At 51.5% G+C, this 20507-nt stretch carries 18 protein-coding genes and 1 pseudogene; 6 read left to right on the forward strand and 13 right to left on the reverse strand.

The window, feature by feature from the left end:
• Positions 1 to 25 precede the first annotated feature (25 nt).
• The 4 genes from RQ738_RS02650 to RQ738_RS02665 form a co-directional block, all read right to left on the reverse strand.
• Entirely contained in the window at positions 26 to 376 is a 351-nt protein-coding gene (locus tag RQ738_RS02650) for a hypothetical protein (RefSeq protein WP_314161827.1), read from the reverse strand.
• A gap of 163 nt (positions 377 to 539) precedes the next feature.
• Positions 540 to 2411 (reverse strand): adenylyl-sulfate reductase subunit alpha, encoded by a 1872-nt coding sequence (gene aprA, locus RQ738_RS02655; RefSeq protein ID WP_314161828.1) that lies wholly within the window; start codon positions 2409 to 2411, stop codon positions 540 to 542.
• Positions 2411 to 2893 (reverse strand): adenylyl-sulfate reductase subunit beta, encoded by a 483-nt coding sequence (aprB, locus tag RQ738_RS02660; protein WP_314161829.1) that lies wholly within the window; start codon positions 2891 to 2893, stop codon positions 2411 to 2413. Before aprB ends, aprA begins: the two co-directional genes overlap by 1 nt.
• Positions 2894 to 2933: 40 nt before the next feature.
• Complete coding sequence (locus RQ738_RS02665; RefSeq protein WP_314161830.1) at positions 2934 to 3785, reverse strand: adenylyl-sulfate reductase; 852 nt, start codon at positions 3783 to 3785, stop codon at positions 2934 to 2936.
• Between the two features lie 525 nt (positions 3786 to 4310).
• Here RQ738_RS02665 and RQ738_RS02670 point away from each other — a divergent pair.
• From RQ738_RS02670 to RQ738_RS02680, 3 genes are all read left to right on the forward strand, one after another.
• On the forward strand, positions 4311 to 4484 hold the full coding sequence (locus tag RQ738_RS02670) for a hypothetical protein (RefSeq protein ID WP_314161831.1): 174 nt from the start codon (positions 4311 to 4313) through the stop codon (positions 4482 to 4484).
• A gap of 315 nt (positions 4485 to 4799) precedes the next feature.
• Positions 4800 to 6941, forward strand: a complete 2142-nt coding sequence (locus RQ738_RS02675) for an autotransporter domain-containing protein (RefSeq protein WP_314161832.1) — start codon at positions 4800 to 4802, stop codon at positions 6939 to 6941.
• Positions 6942 to 7249: 308 nt separating this feature from the next.
• A complete protein-coding gene (locus RQ738_RS02680; protein ID WP_314161833.1) occupies positions 7250 to 7984 on the forward strand; it encodes a Crp/Fnr family transcriptional regulator in 735 nt (244 codons plus the stop codon).
• A 275-nt stretch (positions 7985 to 8259) separates the two neighbouring features.
• Here RQ738_RS02680 and msrA read toward each other — a convergent pair whose 3' ends face one another.
• From msrA to RQ738_RS02700, 4 genes and pseudogenes are all read right to left on the reverse strand, one after another.
• Positions 8260 to 8898, reverse strand: coding sequence for a peptide-methionine (S)-S-oxide reductase MsrA (gene msrA / locus RQ738_RS02685; protein ID WP_314161834.1), 639 nt, complete (start codon positions 8896 to 8898; stop codon positions 8260 to 8262).
• Positions 8899 to 8914: 16 nt separating this feature from the next.
• The gene (gene msrB, locus RQ738_RS02690) at positions 8915 to 9406 is read right to left on the reverse strand and encodes a peptide-methionine (R)-S-oxide reductase MsrB (RefSeq protein ID WP_314161835.1); all 492 of its coding nucleotides are present in this window, start codon (positions 9404 to 9406) and stop codon (positions 8915 to 8917) included.
• 111 nt (positions 9407 to 9517) lie between these two features.
• A pseudogene (locus RQ738_RS02695) lies at positions 9518 to 9948 on the reverse strand (hypothetical protein); the annotation flags it as partial.
• Between the two features lie 13 nt (positions 9949 to 9961).
• Positions 9962 to 11593, reverse strand: a complete 1632-nt coding sequence (locus RQ738_RS02700) for a putative bifunctional diguanylate cyclase/phosphodiesterase (RefSeq protein WP_314161836.1) — start codon at positions 11591 to 11593, stop codon at positions 9962 to 9964.
• 311 nt (positions 11594 to 11904) lie between these two features.
• Here RQ738_RS02700 and RQ738_RS02705 point away from each other — a divergent pair, with 311 nt between their 5' ends.
• Both RQ738_RS02705 and RQ738_RS02710 read left to right on the forward strand, forming a co-directional pair.
• A complete protein-coding gene (locus tag RQ738_RS02705) occupies positions 11905 to 12183 on the forward strand; it encodes a hypothetical protein (RefSeq protein WP_314161837.1) in 279 nt (92 codons plus the stop codon).
• Between the two features lie 7 nt (positions 12184 to 12190).
• Positions 12191 to 12661, forward strand: coding sequence for a phage holin family protein (locus tag RQ738_RS02710; RefSeq protein ID WP_314161838.1), 471 nt, complete (start codon positions 12191 to 12193; stop codon positions 12659 to 12661).
• Positions 12662 to 12960: 299 nt separating this feature from the next.
• Here the strand turns inward: RQ738_RS02710 and RQ738_RS02715 are convergent, their stop codons facing one another.
• From RQ738_RS02715 to RQ738_RS02730, 4 genes are all read right to left on the reverse strand, one after another.
• Entirely contained in the window at positions 12961 to 14865 is a 1905-nt protein-coding gene (locus tag RQ738_RS02715) for a hypothetical protein (protein ID WP_314161839.1), read from the reverse strand.
• Between the two features lie 170 nt (positions 14866 to 15035).
• On the reverse strand, positions 15036 to 15299 hold the full coding sequence (locus tag RQ738_RS02720) for a hypothetical protein (protein WP_314161840.1): 264 nt from the start codon (positions 15297 to 15299) through the stop codon (positions 15036 to 15038).
• A gap of 397 nt (positions 15300 to 15696) precedes the next feature.
• On the reverse strand, positions 15697 to 16851 hold the full coding sequence (locus RQ738_RS02725; protein ID WP_314161841.1) for a hypothetical protein: 1155 nt from the start codon (positions 16849 to 16851) through the stop codon (positions 15697 to 15699).
• A gap of 12 nt (positions 16852 to 16863) precedes the next feature.
• On the reverse strand, positions 16864 to 17466 hold the full coding sequence (locus RQ738_RS02730) for a hypothetical protein (RefSeq protein ID WP_314161842.1): 603 nt from the start codon (positions 17464 to 17466) through the stop codon (positions 16864 to 16866).
• Between the two features lie 132 nt (positions 17467 to 17598).
• On the opposite strand from RQ738_RS02730, the gene RQ738_RS02735 reads away from it, so the two are divergent.
• A complete protein-coding gene (locus tag RQ738_RS02735; protein ID WP_314161843.1) occupies positions 17599 to 19029 on the forward strand; it encodes an IS1182 family transposase in 1431 nt (476 codons plus the stop codon).
• Between the two features lie 155 nt (positions 19030 to 19184).
• Here the strand turns inward: RQ738_RS02735 and RQ738_RS02740 are convergent, their stop codons facing one another.
• Complete coding sequence (locus RQ738_RS02740) at positions 19185 to 20378, reverse strand: DUF262 domain-containing protein (RefSeq protein ID WP_314161844.1); 1194 nt, start codon at positions 20376 to 20378, stop codon at positions 19185 to 19187.
• Positions 20379 to 20507 lie beyond the last annotated feature (129 nt).

The following is a 20507-nucleotide window of genomic DNA, read 5'->3' on the forward strand; positions in this document are numbered from 1 at the left end:
ATAGCCTGCTTTATATAAATCTGCCTTAGAACAACGTAGCGCCAAAGATTTTTACCTTGTCATTTTCATAACCCAGCACCAGTCTGCCCAGCCATTCACTTCCGTCCTTGCTGTTTCTCTGTTTATACAGAACTGTCACATACTCACCACGACGAATGATGCCAAGATATTCATAATCTTCAGACAGGTTTTTCGCCAGGTCGCTTCTTGCAAACTGCTTACCCATCTCAATTTCATTAGCACCCATTTGCAGAGCAGATGAAAAATTGCGGGTGAAAGCACCGTAATTTTTTTCATTCGAGTATTTGACAAGGTCAGCCCACATCGGGTTTGCCAGCGCTAAAATCTCTTCATCTGTTTTTTCAATAATATTCATCAAACAAGCTCCATCAAAAAACACAATGTTTTTCAATATTATTCACAGCAGTGATTATTCCGCTCTATATAATAATAAAAAAAGGACCAACACTAAACATGCCGGTCCTTTTTTAACGCAAATATTGTTACCCGGCTTGTAGTAAAATCAAGCCTTTATTTGCTTATTTCTCGTCATCACCTACCAGGTGGTAACAAGGTGCTTTTTCCATTGTGTACTCACCTGTGTTGCGATCACGATGAGAAACTGTCAGTACGTGCCAGTTTTCATCATCCAGCTTCATCGCATCACCACGGTAGTAGTAACCAGGCCAGCGAGTTTCCTTACGGAACAACGTATGCTGGAACACACTCTCAGAAGTACGGAAACGGTGCTTGAGTTCCCATGCACGCAGTAGTTCATGGATATCCTGAGCAGCGACTTTTTCCAGATCTTCCTCAAGAATCGCCATCTTCTTAAGACCGATTTGCAGTAGCTTTTCGTTGGTCATGTAGTTTACACCAAAACCACCACAGTACTCGTCCATCATCTTCTGCAGACGATCAAGCCCCTGACGTGGGTTGATGAAGTTAGGATTTACCGTACCGGCAACAACTTCGTTACTGCCTACAGTATAGGTTTCCAGTGGCTTGTAGATTTCCTTTTTACGGTCTTCAATCTGCTTCTCGGAAACACGGATGCCTTCTGCCTTGCCATCATCAATATATTTACAGGCAGCTTTAGCAGCCAGACGACCTTCAGTGAAAGAACCCGATGAGAATGCGTGTGGTGTACCACCTACCGCATCACCCGCGCCAAACAGACCTTCGACTGTAGTCATACGGTTGTAGCCCCAGAAATATTCATCTGGAGATACGTCTTCCGGACCTGAACACCATGCACCACAACCCGTTGCATGCGAACCCATTACGTATGGCTCGGAAGTTGTTAATTCAGGGTTTTCGTATTTAGGATCAACGTCAGTTGCAGCCCAAAGTACCGCCTGACCGACAGTCATACCCAGGAAGTTGTGCCAGCCGATCTCTTCAAGATGAGGATCCTGGAAGGCTTCCATAGTGACCATGTGGATCGGACCACGACCGGCATTTACTTCTGAAATAAATGCATGGTTACGCAAACAGGTCGGTATTGGCTTGTGAGACAAGTGCTGACCTTCCGTATCCAGATATTCTTTACCTACCATTTCCGTTAGAGCCGGGAACCACTTGGATTCATACTCTTCACCCAGACAGTTTTGTGTATAAGTCTTGAGGTGCAGGAAGTATGCGCCTACAGGACCATAACCATCCTTGAATCGAGCCAGTACGATACGGTTTTCCATTTGCGTCATCTTCGCGCCTGCTTCGATCATAAGACCATACGCAGAACCTGAAGACCATGGTGCGTACCAGACACGACCCGCACCTTCACCGACTGAACGCGGCTTGAAGATATTGGATGCACCACCGGCACCACAGATTACAGTCTTGGACTTGAATACATGGTAGTTACCAGTACGTACATTGAAGCCTACAGCACCCGCTATTCGGTTCTCTTTGGCGTCATCCATCAGCAGATGGGTTACGCAGATACGGTTGAATACCTTGTCTGATGATTTTTTCGCAGCTTCTGCAACAATCGGCTTGTATGATTCACCGTGAATCATGATCTGCCAGCGGCCTTCGCGCAGGTATGCCCCCGTCTTGGGGTTCTTCATCAGTGGCAGACCCCATTCTTCAAACTGATGTACAGCGGAGTCAACGTGGCGAGCCATATCGAACGCGAGATCTTCACGCACCATACCCATCAGGTCCATACGAGCATAACGGACGTGATCTTCCGGATTGTTCTCACCGAAGCGCGTACCCATGTAACAGTTGATAGCATAAAGACCCTGGGCTACCGCACCTGAACGATCGATATTGGCTTTTTCTGCAATGACAATTTTCTTGTCCTTGCCCCAATATCTTGCTTCAAATGCCGCACCAGTACCGCCTAAACCAGCACCAACGACCAGGACGTCAATATCGTCTTCAATAATAGTTTTGTAGCCCATTAGTAATATACTCCTGCTTTCAATGTCAGGCCATTGGACTCGAGAGTATGGAGACCACCTTCATCGAGACGAATGTATTTAGGTTCGTTGTACAGCAGATGACTGTCGCGCATCTCCTGGGTAGGCGCAGACTCATCAGCAAGCTTGGGAATAAATTTGCCCCAGGGCCTGGTCGTGATAGGCGCCAACAGCTCCATGTCTTTTTTACCGTTGCGGAACTTGATGCGCCAGGCAATGGTGCCCTTTTCTTCATCACGAAGAACGCGTACCGAGTGGCCCAGTGGAGCGAAATCTGCATAGCCACGTACATCGATTGCCTGATGAGGACAGGCTTTTACGCAGGAATAACATTCCCAGCACATATTAGGTTCGATGTTGTAGGCACGTCTAAGTGTTTTATCGATGTGCATGATGTCGGAAGGACAAATATCTACGCATTGCCCACAACCATCACAACGAGTCATATATACAAAAGTTGGCATAATATTTCTCTACTTTAAAGTTGATTTAGTTAAGTAAGTGTTAGTAGTGGTTTGGTCTTTCACGCTTGATACCAAGACCCATATTAGGTGGGTTCTTGCCCATGTACTCAGGGATATCCGGAAATCTTTTCTGTACATCAGGATCCGTCAAATCAAAGTCAGCAGGCAAATTCTCTCTTGAACCATCGGCTCGGGTAACTTTTTTCTGAAAAGCGGCCGCAGGCTTGAAGAACATATGTGCAAATTTGGACCATAGTACGCCGCCAAACAGGACCGTGCTTGACAAGATAAACAACGCGAAGGCTATGGTTGATGCCATAGAGACACCTTGTGACTGCAGATATGACCAGATTAATCCGAAAGTTGCAGTGGCGAGCAGCGAGAGAATAAACAAATCTGCACGTTCCAGGCGATACCATGGCAGGCCTTCCGAAGAAACATCAACCCGGATGAAAAACCAGAACCAGTAGCCGCCAATAGCCAGCATCAGCGCGCCCGTATGCCAGAGCCTGGGGAGGATGGCAGGCGCAGGTGTTTCAGGAGCTGAATAGCCAAAAATCAGAATGGCGGTGGTAACAACAAACAGAATGAAACCATACATGGTCAACAAATGGGAAAGTCTGCGTCTTACGTTGCAGAATTCAGAAGAAGTCAACACTTCACTTGCTACTGTTGAAATTGCAAGACCTGCTTTTTCCCCGGCACCCACTGACCGCTTCGCACTCGCCTGTGCCTTTTTCGCATTCTCGAAAAAGTACCGCGCACTTTTCTTATGAATCATGTCAAGTATTGTGCCACCTATAACCAGCAGTACCATCAAAATGAGATACCCCTGCATTACATTGGGTGGTATAGATGCCGAAAGCTCGGCAAAAGGATTGGTCGTGAACATTTGGATTATCCTCTAAATATTATCATTGTTGACCACAAAATTATTGGCCGACAGGTTATCTTTAAAATGGGCAGACGTCGAGCATAGTAAGCCTAAGCCCCTATACAAAAAATCTATACCCCCCTGTTACATGTATGTCTGTCGTTGCGGCAATTGAATCACCCTGCGCGATGGCAAGGTGCGCTACGTCCAGGGTAACCCACATCACCCATAATTAAGGTTGAAATCTGCGCCAAGGGCAGTTCGGGCACCATGAAGCAGTGTTCGCCGGCCGCGACCAGACGCAGACCCTCACCGGCATGTTAGCCAAAAATTTGAGCATTTTAGATTATAAACCCTCTTTTCGCTGAAAAACCACCCCGAGCACCCCCAAACCAACCTGATATGTCTCGGCCAGGCTTCACACATCTCGCCCGGCGCGGTTGCCTGACCGGCGAGATAGGTCGGATTTCAGCCCTTTGGGAAGGGTTTCCTCGGGCCGGTGGCACTGGTAACGGACAGCGCCCGAACCGATGCCGGCCAGCCATGCCGAGGCGCGATGAGACATGGGTCTCAGGTCGTCCTTGCGATCTTAACGCCTGGAATGTCGGCGTGCACGCTATCGGCCTTGTCATCCTCTTTCATGTCCACCTTGCTCTGCATCTGCGCCTGACCTTCCTGGAGCAAGCCCCCCCTGGGCAGGTCGTCGATGTCGCCTAAAGAGCTTGGCGGTGAGGTTGGCCATGTGGTCTCTCCTGTTCAGGTTTTGACCTACGGAAACTGCGTGTACTTATGTGCGGCAGCGTACAGAGGTATTTGCGCAACCCGGATACGCTGTCACAGCAAATTTCAGGGGAAATCATATTGTTACAACTAATTTGTGGTATTTGTTATGGAAGCACCATTGGTGAAATGACATTAGCATGAGTCGCCTTCAATACACGCTGTATCAAAATGAAATATAAGAATTTTCTTATTATTTATATCCGCGGGTCATCCGCCTCAGACCATAAATAACCTATATAGAGGGTACTCATGAAAGTTAAATTAATTACCGCCGCTGTGGCCGCTGTCATCACGGCTTGGGCGCCAGTCAGTATGGCCCGCCAATCTGTGGCGCTTCCCTATTTGTTCGGCGACGCGCCAGGTGACAGCGTTGGGCAGGATACGGGTGTTGATACGACGGGTGCCGGGCTCTTGACGATCAGGCCTGATATCAACATCAATACGCTTAACGATGTTGGCGGCGGTATTACAAGCAACACCAACAATGTGGCCAGTATCCTGTTCGAGGGCAACTCGACGGTGACGGGATTCACGGGGACGAGCGCAATCAGGTTCAACGCCATCACGGCCGGCGCTAACGCGACAACGGTGAACTTCAACGGGGATGTTTTTACAACCACGTTCAATGTCAGCGGCACCGGGACCGTCAATTTCAATGGCGACCTCAATCGGGGCATTGTTGCGGCCAGCACCATTATTCAAAATGATGGTTTTATTAATATCGGTTCAGGTACGCTGTTCAATAGCGCCATCACAACCCTTACCGCCAACACTGGTACTTTGACGCTCAACGGTGGCAGTAGCGTGAATGGTGCGATTGGTGGCGCAAGCGGCCTGAAACAAATCAACGTGGTCGGCGGCAATGCCTCGGTGATCGGCGCAGTACAAGCGCTAGGCTTCAACCTTGGTGCGAATACCTTGAACATCAATGGGGCGTTAACCATTAACGCCGCCGGGACAATTTCAACCACGTTTGCCAGCGATGCTGTATTCGGCAAGATTGTCGCGACCGGTAACTCTGCCATCGATGCCGGTGGCGTTACCGTGAGTACGACCGTCACGGGCGCACTGACAGAGGGAACCACTTACCGGATTGTGGAAGCACCGTCTGGCACCAATGCCGCCCCGGTAACCGTTATCAACAATAGTCCACGTTACACGTTTTCCGGCCTGCCGACGACCCTTGGCAACGTTGACATCATCCTGAGCAACATCGCGCCCCTCGAGACGCTGGTCACCGCGCCTGGCGCTTTGGCAGTCGCCTCCATCCTGAATGAGAATGCGCCGGTCGGCTCCGATCTTCGGGTCATCCAGGACGCAATTGCCGTACTTCCCACCACGGGCGCCATCAATAACGCGCTGGCGCAACTCGCCCCCGGCGACACCAATCTGGCAGCGCCTTGGGTGGCAGCACAGACGACGCGACAGTTTGACGACCTCTGGATGGCACAGGTGGATCAGATCCAGGCTGCCTGTTGCGATGCCAACTGTGGGCCCAACAAGCCCAATGTGCCAGCAGACTTGTATGCGTGTAAGGACGCCGAGCAAAAAGGCAAGTGGTGGGCGAAGGGCTTCGGCAGGCAAGGCGAGCAGGGCGACGTCGCCAACATGAACGGGTACGATACCGAAACCTACGGTTTGATGATTGCCCATGACAAGCCGCTGAATAACCAGACCCGCGTCGGTTTTGGCTTTGGCTATGCGGAGAGCGAGATCGATGGCAACCATACATCGAGCAACACGGATATCGATTCTTACCAGATCACGGGTTATCTGCATCATGCACCGGGGCTCTGGTATGTCCAGGCGGCATTGACGGCCGGCGTCAATGATTACGAAAGCACCCGTCACATCGTCTTTCCGGGAGTGAATCGTACGGCGACGTCCGACTACACCGGGCAGCAATACTCAGGCATCGTCACCGTGGGAAGACATTACCAGGTGAACGAAACAACCATCACGCCGCTCGCTTCATTGCGAGCGTCCCACATCCGTGTAGGCAGCTATACGGAACGTGGCGCGGGCGACGTGAGCCTGCGTGTCAAGAGCCAGGATTATGACTTTGTTCAGTCCACCCTGGGCGTGAAGGCGGAGCGTATCATTCGCTCCGGCAACAGCACTTACGCACCCGAGGTGCACGCCAAGTGGCTGCATGATTTCAACTCGACGACGATGGAGCAGGATGCGAGATTCACCGGTGGCGGCACAATCTTCAACACGCAAGGGATCAAGCAGGACCGTGATTTGTTCAACGTCGGCGCGGGCGTCACGTTTCTGTCATGCAACTGTGACAAGGCTTCATGGACAGTCAAGGGACTCTATGACTATAAGTGGAATGACAGCGAATACTCATCGCACCAGGTATCGCTCATTGCAAGCCTGGAGTTCTAAATGCTCAGCGTTTGAACTTGCACAACAGCAGATCCTGGGCATTAACCTCAGGTCTGCTTTTTTTTATTCAACCCCCTGCAATTGCCCTGTCTGCAGCCTTGTAGATCGGCGTCACTTCCATTCAAAAGCACATTGGTCTTTCCGCGCCATTTGCATTGATTTTACTAATGAACTAAAGCAGCATGTACGGCAAGGGCCGCCGGATCGATTTTAACCGTCTGTCTGATTGCGCACACAGACAATCCTGGCGTCTATACTGACGTACGACATCGAGTATCCGCCCTGCCGGTTCTGCAAGGAGGGCGAACATGGACAATAACTGGAGAACGCGCTTGGATGCACCTCACGACCCCCACCAAAATCACCTGCTTGACGCCCTGTCGGCAGCGGAATACGCGTGCCTGCTGCCCTATCTGGAATCGGTCCTGTTGCCGCTTGGCCAGGTGCTATACGAATCCGGCGAGCAGATGTGTCATGTCTATTTCCCCACCACTTCGATCGTGTCCCTGCTCTATGTCCTGGAGGATGGTGCATCAGCTGAAATCGCCGTAGTCGGCAACGAGGGCATCGTCGGCGTCTCCCTCTTCATGGGCGGCGAAACCACGCCCAGCCGGGCCCTCGTGCAAAGCGCAGGTCATGCGTATCGCTTGAAGGGTCAGTTTCTGAAGCAGGAATTCAATCGCTCCGGCGAGTTGCAGCATCTATTGCTGCGCTACACCCAGGCCTTGCTGACCCAGATGGCGCAGACTGCGGTATGCAACCGCCATCATTCGGTGGATCAGCAACTGTGCCGCTGGCTGCTGCTGAGCATGGACCGCCTGCCCTCCAACGAGCTGACCATGACGCAAGAGTTGATCGCCAACATGCTTGGCGTCCGCCGCGAGGGTGTCACCGAGGCCGCTGGCAAGCTGCAGCGTGCCGGCTTGATCGAATATCACCGCGGCCGCATCACCGTGCTCGACCGGGCAGGCCTGGAGGCGCGGTCCTGCGAGTGCTATGCGGTGGTCAAGAAGGAATCTGATCGCCTGCTCCAGTACGTCTGACCGATCGGCAGTGGCGTGACGTTCAGGAATAATTGCCATATACATCCGGATCGGGCGTTTGCTCCCGTTTAAATGCATGGCGTAACACAACTCCCCATGAAATCCGTGCTTCTCGCGAAGGTCGTTTTTCCCGTCTTTTTGGGAAACAGGACTGGGCGAGGCCATTGCATGCCTCCCGGCACCATCCATCGTCACTCCCGGCGCCCTCGACAACTGCTCCATGCGTTGCTCTCGACAATTGCTCCTGCATTGTTCTGCCTTCATCTATCCAGGGTTTATTCTTTCTTGCCCCACAGCTCTTCCAGTCGCTGGTCCCTTCCACAAGTATAGCGATAAAATTTGTAACGGATTGGATTCTTTTTGTAATAGTCCTGGTGGTATTGTTCGGCAGGATAGAATTCCCCCGCCCTGGTGATCTCCGTTACAACAGGTTCTGCGAATGGTCTGGATCGCTGCAGGGCCTCTTTGGAGACTCCCGCCAATTTCCGTTGTTCTTCATTGGTATAAAAAATGGCAGTGCGGTACTGGTCACCTTTATCGCAAAATTGCCGTTCCGGTGTAGTCGGGTCAACACTGTGCCAGAAGACATCCAGAAGTTTCTCATAACTGACCCTGGTCTCGTCATAGGTGATTTGCACCGCTTCCGCATGGCCGGTACTACCTCCGGAAACTTCTTCGTAAGTCGGATTTTTCTTTTCTCCACCGATATATCCGGAAACCGTATTCACCACTCCGGGTACCTTGTCGAAATCCGCCTCCACACACCAGAAGCAACCGCCGGCAAAGATGGCAGTCTCATGGTTTGCGACAGCTTTCGCCTCATTCCCGGGATTTTGCTGTGCGATGCCAGTAACGGGCAGGAGCGCCCCGACCATCAGAACCAGCCATAAACGAAACATGATGTTCTTCTCCATTTAATCGTTCCTATAATCAGGCCGGAATGAATTTGAGCGCCAGGCCATTGTTGCAATAACGTTTTCCGGTCGGTTCGGGGCCGTCATTAAAGACATGCCCCTGGTGTCCTTCACAGCGAGCACAATGATATTCTGTCCGAGGCCAAATGAGTTTAAAGTCCAGTCTGGTCTCCACGGCATCGGGCATATGGGTAAAGAAACTCGGCCAACCGGTTCCGCTGTCGTATTTCATATCCGAGGTGAATAACGGCAATTCGCAGGCGGCACATACATAGGTGCCTTCGCGTTTTTCATCATTCAGGGGACTGGAAAACGGCGGTTCGGTTCCTTCCTTGCGAAGGATATGATATTGCCCCGGCGTAAGGATTTTCTTCCATTCCTCATCGGTCTTGATGATTTTTTCCACGGAAGACTTTTCCTGTTTTTCTTCACGGGTAAAAGCCCCGACGCCAATCAGGGAAGCAGCAGAGATGCCTGCCAGGCTAATGATGAAATGTCTTCTATCCATGCGTATTCTCCCATTCCGTTGCCAATATCCAGAGAAAAAAAGGATGTTGATCAAGGCAGAGTGAATTAACCAATATAGACAGTTACTTTGCTTGTTTGGTTCCTTGGGAAATTACTGGTGGAGAATTATGGTTGCCATGGGTGTATGCGACCAGCATGCACCCTTTTCCTTCAGGTGATCCAGGAACTTCTGGATCACCACCGGGTCTTCGATGCAGGCAATGGCTTTCATGTCGCCACCGCATTCCCGGCAGGTCTCAATGTAACGTGAATGGATTCACTAATGCCGTGGGCGCTGGGATGCGCAGGAGCGACCGATATTGAACACACGCTTCAAACGCTGCGCCCATGTTAATCCCAGGGATGGCATGTATGCCGGTTTTGCAGGAGAAAAAACGGCCATCAATGCGCGCCGTTCGGTGGGCGTTGGCGGTTCATCGGGTACCTTGGCCTTGCCCCGCTTCGCCGTCGTCACCAAGCGCGATATTGGCTGTTGGGGGCAAACACGCCATGGAAACAGGTGAGATTGACGCGCGGCTTCGGCGCCGCTATCTTACTAGTCGTAAGTCCTCTCCTCTTCGGTTGAAAAGAGTAATTGCTGTTCTATGGCTTCGACCGGCATTCCAATCGCAAATCCCTGTGCATAATCAATGTCCAGTTCCCTCAAGAGGTCGAGAAGGTTCTCATCTTCGACATGCTTTGCCGTTACCTGTATCTCTTTCTCACGCGCCAGAGCAACAATATCCCTGACTAGCTTCTGCGCGCCTTGTTGCGTAGATAGATTCCGGATCAAATCCCCGTTGATTTTTATCATGTCAACAGGGAGCTGCTGAAGGAACTGGCGTGCCGGGCCATGGCCGAAATCGTCAAGCACTACAGGGCAGCCAATGGTCTTTAATTTTGAAATGAGCGTGCGGGCCTGATTGAGATATTCAAGCGCAGTCGCCTCCGTGATCTCGATATGCAACTGACCGGACCTGAGAGAGTTTTCATGTATTGCCGCTTCGATGTTCTCGAACAATTGCGGGTCTTCAAGTGAAGAGCGTGACAGGTTGAGCGAGACCCAGATCGGATGTTGTGACAGGGCACCGATCTTTCGTGCAGTTTTGCGAATAACCATGCGGTCGATTGGCACAGAAAGGCCGAAACGCTCCGCGGATCCCAGGAATAACCCCGGGCTGATGAGCTGGCCATCGCGATCCTCCATGCGCAAGAGGGCCTCGTAGCCCGGAGTGGTATTGTCGGACAAGCGGAGTAGCGGCTGATAGAGCAGCAGAAATTGATCATTTTCCAATGCTCTGCGCAGTCTGACTTCCCACTGGACATGCTCCTGCACACGCGCCATTTCCTGTTGCGACGATGAGTAAATGCGCCAGCAGTTACCGCCGGTGGACTTGGCTTCATACATTGCGGCATCTGCGTACGTGACGAGCTCATCAAGGTCGGTGGCATGGTCAGGAAACAGCGCCATGCCGATACTGGCACTCGGTCGTAATTTGCGTTCACCGAGGTCGATATCAGTATCATTAAATAAACGGAGCAATTTATTTGCCACCTCGGTTGCTGCCTGACTGGACGTCTCGGGAAGAAGAATGGCGAATTCATCACCACCCCAGCGAGAAATGATATCTGTAGCACGAAACGTCCTGGTTAACAGTTCCGATACCGCCACCAGATAGCGATCGCCAGCGATATGACCATAGTTGTCGTTGACAAATTTGAACTTGTCCAGATCCATGAATATGAGGATTGCACTGCGCTGGTAACGTAGGGCGATCAGCATCCATTTTTCGAGTTCATTCTGAAAACGTCGACGATTAAGTAATCCGGTGAGTGCATCGTGCTCGGCCATATGAACGATTTTATCGTTGGCTTCTTTTGCCTCATCAAGCGCCCGTCTCAGTGATTCTGTTTTGGCTGCTACCTGTTGTTCCAGCGATGCAGAAAATTTCAGGAGCTTGTCCTGGCGAATACCGGCGAGACGTGCGAACAGGCTCAGGAAGAAAGGGGCGGTATCAATGAAATACAGCAGGCGGTTTTCATGCGCGGTTACAATCATCGCAACAGGACCTGGGCCGCCTGGGAGATCACCTATGAGATAGAGGTAAATAATTGCGCCAACCGGGAAACACAGCCCGAAAAAGGCACCATAAAGTGTGTATTTTGTGGTTTCGCTTAGTGGCAGCATGCGATATCGACTATACCAAATTATATGTTTCTTGAATTCAAGTTTTACGTTGCGATTTTTCAATGCCGAATATGCGATGTTTCACTATCATTAAAGCCGAATTCGTCGTTTAATCGCGGCGTCTGGTGCAAGCTATTGATTACACTAGGGATCAAAAAATGTCCGCTTAACTAAAGGTGAAGCCAGGGTTTTATGAACCCCCTGTGAAACCAATATCTCGTCCCATGCATCCATGTTTAAACCACGGATTCAGGTTAAGTACTGAAAGCATCAGTAATCACAACAAACAGTCAATGGATGGAGAATAACCGATGGCCGACACAAGCGCTGAAATAAATAAATTGCGGCAGGATATGGACGCGTTACGCGCCGATGTAAAGTCCCTCATGAACTCATTAAAGGATATGGGTGTCGAACGAGGCCAGGAGGCTGTAAACCGCGCCCGGCAGGCAGGTGAATCGCTGATGGAGGGTGCCGAAGAGCTGCATCAGAAAGCGGGTCGACATATCAGTGATCGTCCGTTAACCTCGGTATTGTCTTCGTTCGGGCTGGGGTTTCTGATCGGAATGTTGCTGGATCGACGGCACTGATTGATTCGTGCGCAATCTCATCCAGTTATTTCGCGACACCATCGTCGCAGAGTTCGCCAGGTTACGCCTTGGTCTTTTTAGTATTGCTGCCTCTCTGATACTGCTGGCTGTGGCGGGCGGCATCTGCCTCATCGGGTCCGCCTTTCTGCTGTATGGCGTGTTTGATTCACTGTCCCGCCTGATGCCGACCTGGATGGCAGGTGGACTCATTGCGTTAGGCGTCACCGTCATTGCCATGCTACTGGCGTATTGGGGTCGTCAGCGGCTTGTGGTTCGCTCGTTGTCGCCGCCCTTGGCGGATGCTACTAGCACTCCGGCCGCCGAGCAGATGCGCAAAGTGGCGGAAAGCGGCATCAATGCCGGAGAGTTGCTCAAACGCAGCGGGCTGCGGCCGGGCGACCTGGCGATAGCCGCCTTTATCGCAGGTTTGGTGATGAGCAGGAGCACGCGCGAACGTAACAAGGCACAGAAGAATTAAAGGGGGTTGGTGACAAATCCTAATAAAAATAATTCTCGTTTGTCACTGACCGCTTTTACGTCGACCCCTTTTACGCAAGACCGTCGCGCAGGACCCAGAGCGAGGGAGTATCGGGTTCCATGGCCACGTCGTGCTGCTGGCCATTGACGTTGAGTTGCAATATGATTTCCCTCCATGATGCGAAGGGACGGATGTCATATTACGCTAACACCAATCGGTATGCCGCTCTATGACCTGTGATCGTATATTCGAAATGACTAATATTTTTTTAACTGCCTGTATTGCATAACAATGCCGTCTCAATGGCAGGCCTGCTGTGCCAGGGTTTGTGACGCCGGTGTGAAAACTGGATTGCCGGACTCGTCCAGGCTCACGCGTACGACCAGGGGCGTAGTGGTGACCGGGTCCGCGTCCGGGCGGGTGACATGGATGACCACGTCCACCGGCTGCTCACGTAACTGTTCCGCGCTGATCGGGAACTGCGTGCCGAGACCGCGCACTCCCTTGACGGCATTGTCGAAGCCCAACCGTTTCCAGATGCCCAGGTCTTCGGTGGGCACATGGAAGGTGCCGAACAGGTTACGACCGCTCTCCGACCAGCCACCTTCGCGGTGTTCCACGTGCTCACCATCCACCCAGCGATCATAGGTCCAGTTCACGGTCAGCGACCAGTCCTGGTACAGATGGTAAATCAGGTAGCGCACTGGGCCAGCGCGCTGCCCTTGCGCATCCTGCAGGAACACGGTCTGAAATGTGCCGTCACCGGGGGTCGCGTCGATCATGCTGCTGATCAGCAGGCCGTCGGGAGTCATGACACCACCTACCTTGACATGCGTGGTACCAGCGGCATCCGTCAGCATGACCTTGTCGCCGTCCGCCACCGGGTCATCCCGGATCTCCGGCCCTTCTGCTTCCTCGTCACCACCAGCGCTGCCCAACAGGCCGCCGCCACCACCGAGCATACCGCCGAGTAACCCGCCCACGGTCTCTTCCACCTTGGCCTGGGTGTGGGCGCCACTGCCCACCGCGTCATTACTGCCCACGCGTATGGCATCCGTCGCCGCCGGTTCGGGACAGGCCGCACGCTTGTTGCATTTCTCGCGGACACAATCCTCCAGTGCCTTGGTCAGGCGATTAATTTCATCACGAGTATCATCCAGCTGTTTGTCCAGGGCATCAATCTTGCGGCGCAGGTCAGCTTCTTTCTGCTTGAATTCCTGCAACTGCTTTTCAAGTTTTTTAATTTTCTCCCTGGCGCGCCGGGCGGACATCGAGTCTCTTTCATAGGAATCGATGACTTTGCCATCACCGTCTTTCGTGGTGACACGCACCTTGCCGCCGCCAATGTTCTCCGCGCGCTTGGTGAGCCCGCTTTCTGGATCAAAGCTCTCGGCAAGGGCACCTTTCTGCGCTTCAATGCCAGCCTGCAGTTCCGCGATATCCTCGCCGATATCCGCCTGTTCCAGTTGGTTGTCAATGGCCTGTTGTTCCACTTCTCCCTTACGCCGATGCAGATCACCTAAACGCTGCGTGGCCGTGTTCAACTGATCGGCAATGTCCTGGCACTCGGGACAAGGGTTGTCCACGCTCCACTTGGGCTTGGGCTCGGGCTCGGGCTTGGGCTCGGGCTCGGGCTCGGGTGCCGGTCTGGGCTTTGGTTTGGGGGCAACTGGCGGCGTCGGTGTGCCTGAAGATGGCGGCGTGCCGCTACCACTGGTGGTGCCGACGGTGGATGTGGAGGTGCGTGGCGGATAACACTGACGACGGATGTCGTTCATTACCCGGCGCAGGGCCTGCAGGTTCTTGGTGCGATTCCGCTGCAGGCGGTTGGACAGGTATTCACCCTCGGCTTCCAATTGCGCAAAGGTCCAGCTGCCGAATTGCGGCAGATCGAATGTCTTTAGCATGGCGAAGGCGAAATTCTGGCCACCGCCGTCGCGGGCATCCTTGAAAATCGCGCCGAGCAGGCGCAAGGTGCTGGGGCAAGGGTTCCGTACCTTGTCCCAGTTGTCGATAATGTGTTCGATGGAGGTCAGCGAGCCACCCGCCATGGGAGCTCCCGCCTCGTTAAGGAATTTTCCCAGCAGGTCCGCGACACCCTGGGTGCCGGTACCGGTAGGGCCGGACCAGCTGCCGACAGGCAGCGCCAGGCAAACCAGTAAACATGTAACGGAAAAGAATTGCTTCCACCAGGCTGACTTCACTGAAGCACTCCTGCCGTGTCCGATGGGGTATGAGCATAACGTTACCACTGCTCGGTGCAACCATGCAATAGCCGGGGTAAATGTTAGCAAACCGGAAACCTGTCAATTTCATCATTACATAGGCGATATAGATGCTTACCAGCACCACGTTAATATTGCCCAGGCGCGGATCAACGGAAACATGCCACACCGACACAGCGTCGCTTTAATAACATGTATACCACGAGAAAACCCCCGGTAAGTTTCAGCACGATGTTGCCACCATCACCCGGGGACACAAAGGGACAGTCCGTTGGCGTACCACTGCAAGCACCGAGAGAGGTACTGCCCGGGACTTCCGGCAGGCCTGGCGCGTTGCTCGGTTCACTATTGGTGGCAGTGGGCACGGCGTGGCCATGGTGACCATGCATTGCAAGGCGAGTTTGTAGACTCACCGGGAATCAATCATATTTTCAAAAAGATAGCTTCCTACCGATTCGTATGAACCCTACTCCCACTCTATTGTAAATAAGCCTTTTTTATCTTTTATTTTCAAAGACTTATTTTCCCGTTAATTGATAATACCATGAAAAATACCATGCTCAGAAATTTCTTAAAAATAATTTCATTTCTTGCCTAATGATCCATCTAAAAAGTCCGGGAACCAAGCAGATCGGGGCAAAGAGCGTCCAACTCTGTGGAGATACTCCGCACTACCTATTTTACAGTATCTCTACCGACGCCGCCTAAAGAGTTTGTAGTCATTCTTGACGACTAAATCGAAATGCTCAGAGTGATTCCCGGGCAGGCCATCCATCTTGCTAATGATGCTTGAGTAACGAGGCTGCTGGACTATTTGCCATCTCCCCCTACCCAAATCTGCAGGATGTACATCAACCACGAATCGGTCTTGAGAAGAATGGCCCTGAGCTGCTCATCGGTCAGCTCTGTCTCCAATTCGTGGACCCGGTTGAACAGCTCGATCAGCTTCACCAGTGCCCGAGTGTCGTGCATCAGGAAGTCGGTCAGCGGATCGTTGTTCAGCTCCCGACAGACATACAGTACCCTGGCTCGACGGGTTGGCTTGCCCTCATGTAACAGGTCCTTATGATTGGTAATCCCCGGAATCCATGCGGCAACGAACTCGTCGGGAGCCAATCGTCTGAGCAGATGGTTCCACAGCTCTCTGAGCGAGCTCAGTATGTGCCTCGCCCGGTCGGCATTGTTTCCATGCAGGGCGTCCCGAGCGCCGATGTACGGCCGAGCGAGTCCTGGATCGACCTGCTGTAGGAGAGCGATGCAGCCCGATGTTTCCAGCTCCACCTCTGTGACAAGCTGAATTTCCGTTTCGGCATCTTCCTCATCCCGTTCATCCAAGGGGCGAAGGGTCTCGAGCGCGAAGCTCGTGGTGTAGATTTCACGGGTAGCCCCAGGCAAAACGAAGGAAGGCAGGCGCGTAATGTCCGAGATATCGTGTAACGACTCCGCGAGGCTTCCATAAGATGCCGCAACGTGGGCTATCGAATTCTCCAGCCCCGAGATGACCGGCATCTCGATTTGGAAACGACTCCTTATGGCTTCAAAATCGATGCCTGCCATGAGCCGTTCCGTGGCGGTCAGTTGCAGAGAGGCATCGCACAAGGTCAGCTTGGCAGATGCCTGCAGTTGGGAAATTCTGGAAAAGTCCTGTTGAAGAGGTTTCAACTGGTCGAGCCAAGATTGATGAGCGGCATACAGACTCTCGGCAATGCGGCTCGATGCGGTGGCCTCTTTTATCACTTCCTGCCAGTGTTGATTAGCACTGGCGATCTCCTTTATCCGGGCTGCTGCTCCAGACATTTCGAGGGCGCGACTGATTTCCAACTGCTGACGGCGGATGGGTTCCATCGTGCGTTCCATCTGCTCGATCACGCTTAGGTAGGATGGCTTGACCAGAGGGTTGATGGTCTCCATGTCATTATGGAGCTTGGCGAGAGCGGCTTTGGCTGTTTTGAAATCGTCGGGCATGGCTTCCTATCCTTATGGCCCATCAGCGTCATTCTTGCCTACCAATGAGCCCAGCATCTGCTTGAGGAATGCCGCCCGGGAATCTATAAATGACTCGAAAGCCCCGAAAGAAAGATCGGTCCCCGTTGGTATCAAAAGATCCTCCTCTTTCGTTCCATTCTGTTTGGCCAGCCATTGATTGAGCGGCTCATCTTGCTTGGATTTGTTCTTGGAAGAATTCAGCAGATGAAGATTGGCGATACCGTTCCAGTTCTCGATATTTTCATAGAAGGGGCGGCCTCCCGGATTTCCAAATCCGACGTGCAAATCCAATCTTTTCTTTCTGAAGGATGCAGACGGATGCAGGTGGTCGATATCGAGAGACTGAGTGAAATCCAAGTCCGGAAACAAGAGCGCCAAGATCGAAAAGCAGGAAGAGTCGTCTTTTTGGGTTTTCAGCAACCTGTCGATGAAGTCGTCATCAAAAATAAGATCCTTTGCCGTGCCTCTGTAGTCGATGACTATTTCATCCAGTGGGAAACCCACTGTGCTTGAAAGACCCGATCGAATGATTTTCCGCAAATTGGTCAGCAGTGCGTCCCCTTGACCGCCGAACACACCCTTGAGCAAAGACATGTGGAGCCACTGTCGAATTCGCTTCCGTTCTTCCTCGTGCCGAGCCCTGTTGTTGATGTCCGTATATAGGCCAGGGTGTGTGAAAACTCGATTCCAATTATAATCATACCTTCCAACTGATGGGGGTATCCAATGAGCGGATTCATCGAAGGTGCATGCCGAGCACAAGCCACATTATTCCCTGATCGTCTGGACGATTACATTACCGAAGAAAATACTATTCGAGTCATCGATGCTTTTATCGATAGTCTTGACCTTTCGAAATTAGGCTTTAAGACAGTGTCCGCTGAGACGGGCCGCCCAGCTTACCACCCATCCACCATGCTCAAGTTGTTCCTTTATGGTTATCTAAATCGTATTCAGTCATCACGCCGATTGGAACGCGAAGCGGGTCGTAATGTTGAGTTGATGTGGTTGCTGGGGCGTTTGGCGCCAGACTTTAAAACCATCGCTGATTTCAGAAAGGATAACAGCAAAGGCATCAAGAACACCTGCCGATCATTCATCGACCTTTGCCGCCAAATGAATATGTTCACCGATGCCATAGTTGCGATTGATGGCAGTAAGTTCAAAGCGGTCAATAGTAAGGAAAATAATTACACACCGAAAAAATTGCAGTTTCACATAGAGCGCGTTGAAAAGCATATCGATGACTATTTAAAACAGCTGGATGTTGCTGATCAGAAAGACGATCAGGTCGTCGATGACACTTCGATCAAAGACAAAATTTCCTGGTTAAAAAATAGACTATCTGAACTTAAGATCATGGAAAAGGAAGTTGATAACCATCCTGAAAAACAGCTCTCAACCGTTGACCAAGATTCCCGGCTCATGAAAACAAAAGGGATGACAAGGGTCGTTTGTTACAACGTGCAAAGCGCGGTTGACACCAAGCATCATTTAATTGTTGCCCATGAAGTCACGAATAAACCGGATCGAGGACAGCTGTGCCAGATGGGGAAACAAGTGCAGTCTGCGCTGGGAAAAGAAGCCGTCACTGTTATCGCGGATAAGGGTTACTACAGCGGTCCAGACATCAAAGACACTCAGGACGCTGGTATGACAGTACTGGTACCCAAAGGTGATACATCAGGTAGTGAAAAGAAAGGGATTTTTAACCGCTCACTGTTTCAATATGATGCCGATAAAGATGTTTATATTTGTCCTGCGAATCAAGCACTCACTTATCGTTTCTCCGGTATTGAAAAAGGAATGACCATGAGGCGTTACTTTCTGGACATCATGACCTGTAGAGCATGTAGCCTGAAACCCCAATGCTCAACAAGTAAGGGACAGCGTAGGATCGCGCGCTGGGAACATCAGGATCAAATAGACCAAATGGATGCGGTGATGACAGAGATGCCTGATAGCATGCTGATCAGAAAGCAGACCGTTGAACACCCATTTGGAACGATAAAGTGCTGGATGGGGTCGACCCATTTCCTGACGAGAGGATTCGAAAAAGTCAGCACAGAAATGAGCCTGCATGTGCTGGCTTATAACCTGAGGCGGATGATATCGATACTTGGGCAAGATAAATTGATCGCCGCAATGGCGGCATAAGGAACATAGCCTTTTGTTTTAAAAATAGAGAGGATAATAGTCGGAATCTACCGCTATTTAATCGTTTAGATTTTGCACTTTGACTTGATCCAGCTGAAAATAAAATTGGCTTAGCATCGATCTCATGAACTCAAGAAAGCCTTACGTGGGTAGAATTACGATGTTTCCGAGTTTTCACACAGCCTGAGGCCTTGTTTGCCATTCATCTTGTCCCGACTTTTGTGGAAGAGATAATAGGCAATTGGAATGGCGGCGTTTTTCGCTCTCAAGGCAGCATCGTTGAGACCAAAGGATCGAATGAGTCGGAACACCTCCAAGATACAGGTTTTGATGTCGTCCCATTCTCGCTCGATTTTGGCGACCTGATCTCCGGTGAAATTCTTGACCTTGAATCGCACATCTGCGTCGGAGAGCATCAAGGCCGTTTTCAACACGAAATCACGGTCGATGGAAAATTCCATGTCGGCCCCGAAACGGACCTGATCCACCAGATCATCGATCTGTTGTCTCGCATCCTTCTTCCAGTTGGCCACAGCGATTGACATCAACAGATCGGAGAACGCGAGCGGTGTCCCTCCGTGGTTGGTTCGGATGAAGATGTCGAGGACGTGATCAATGGATTGATTGGTTTCGTTATAGAAGTGGATGGTGTTGTCCCGACGAATAGCGAAATACAACCGAGTGAGAGCCTTGCGTGCATACTTGTTGGATTCCTGCCGAATCCCTTGGAGAAAATCCATAACGATATCGAGAACGTCGTCGTCGGTTTCGGCTGCATCGAAATCGAGGATTTCACCAGCCTGAAACCAAATTTTGTCTGGCTTGCCCAGATCCTCCTTGAACTGCGTCTCAGTCAGGAATTTGAACTCGTGACTCATCATCTCCTCGTTCGATTCTTCGTCGAGAGGAGCCGCAAGGTTGAGATAGAGCTTGCGCGGCGGAAGGATGCTGTCGTCCTTAGTACGAGGCCACCATTTCCTGGGCAGCTTGTATGCGTAGGTTCCCTTGAGCCCTATGTAAAGCGAAGTCAATCGCTGTTGGCCATCGATGACGGCGAAGAAGTCGCCATGCCCTTTGGTGTCAAAATCAGGATTGTTTTCCTCGAAACGTTCACAATATCGTTCGAGGAATTGGTAAAAGCGAAAGCTCTTCTTGACCTCCGGTTCCCGGACCTCCCAGAACATGAATGTATTGATTGGGTAACCGCGCATGATCGAGTCGAACAGGACGCATATCTGCGAACTGCTCCAGGTAAATTTCCTCTGAATGGCTGGCAGCAAATAGTGCCTGTTGACGATTTGATGAATCGCCTTCTCGATTGTTATCGCCTTCTCGTACTCGCCAGCCACTTATTCCTCTCTCTCCGTTCGCTTTGTTTCGCAAACCTGTCCCACAATGCACTGAGGCTTCAACTTCAACAGCTCGTCATCCAGCCCATAGCAGACCAGGGCGGACAAGTAGATGCGACTGTTCATCTC

This window comes from Sulfuriflexus sp. (genome assembly GCF_032250955.1).
Taxonomy (GTDB): Bacteria; Pseudomonadota; Gammaproteobacteria; order AKS1; family AKS1; genus Sulfuriflexus.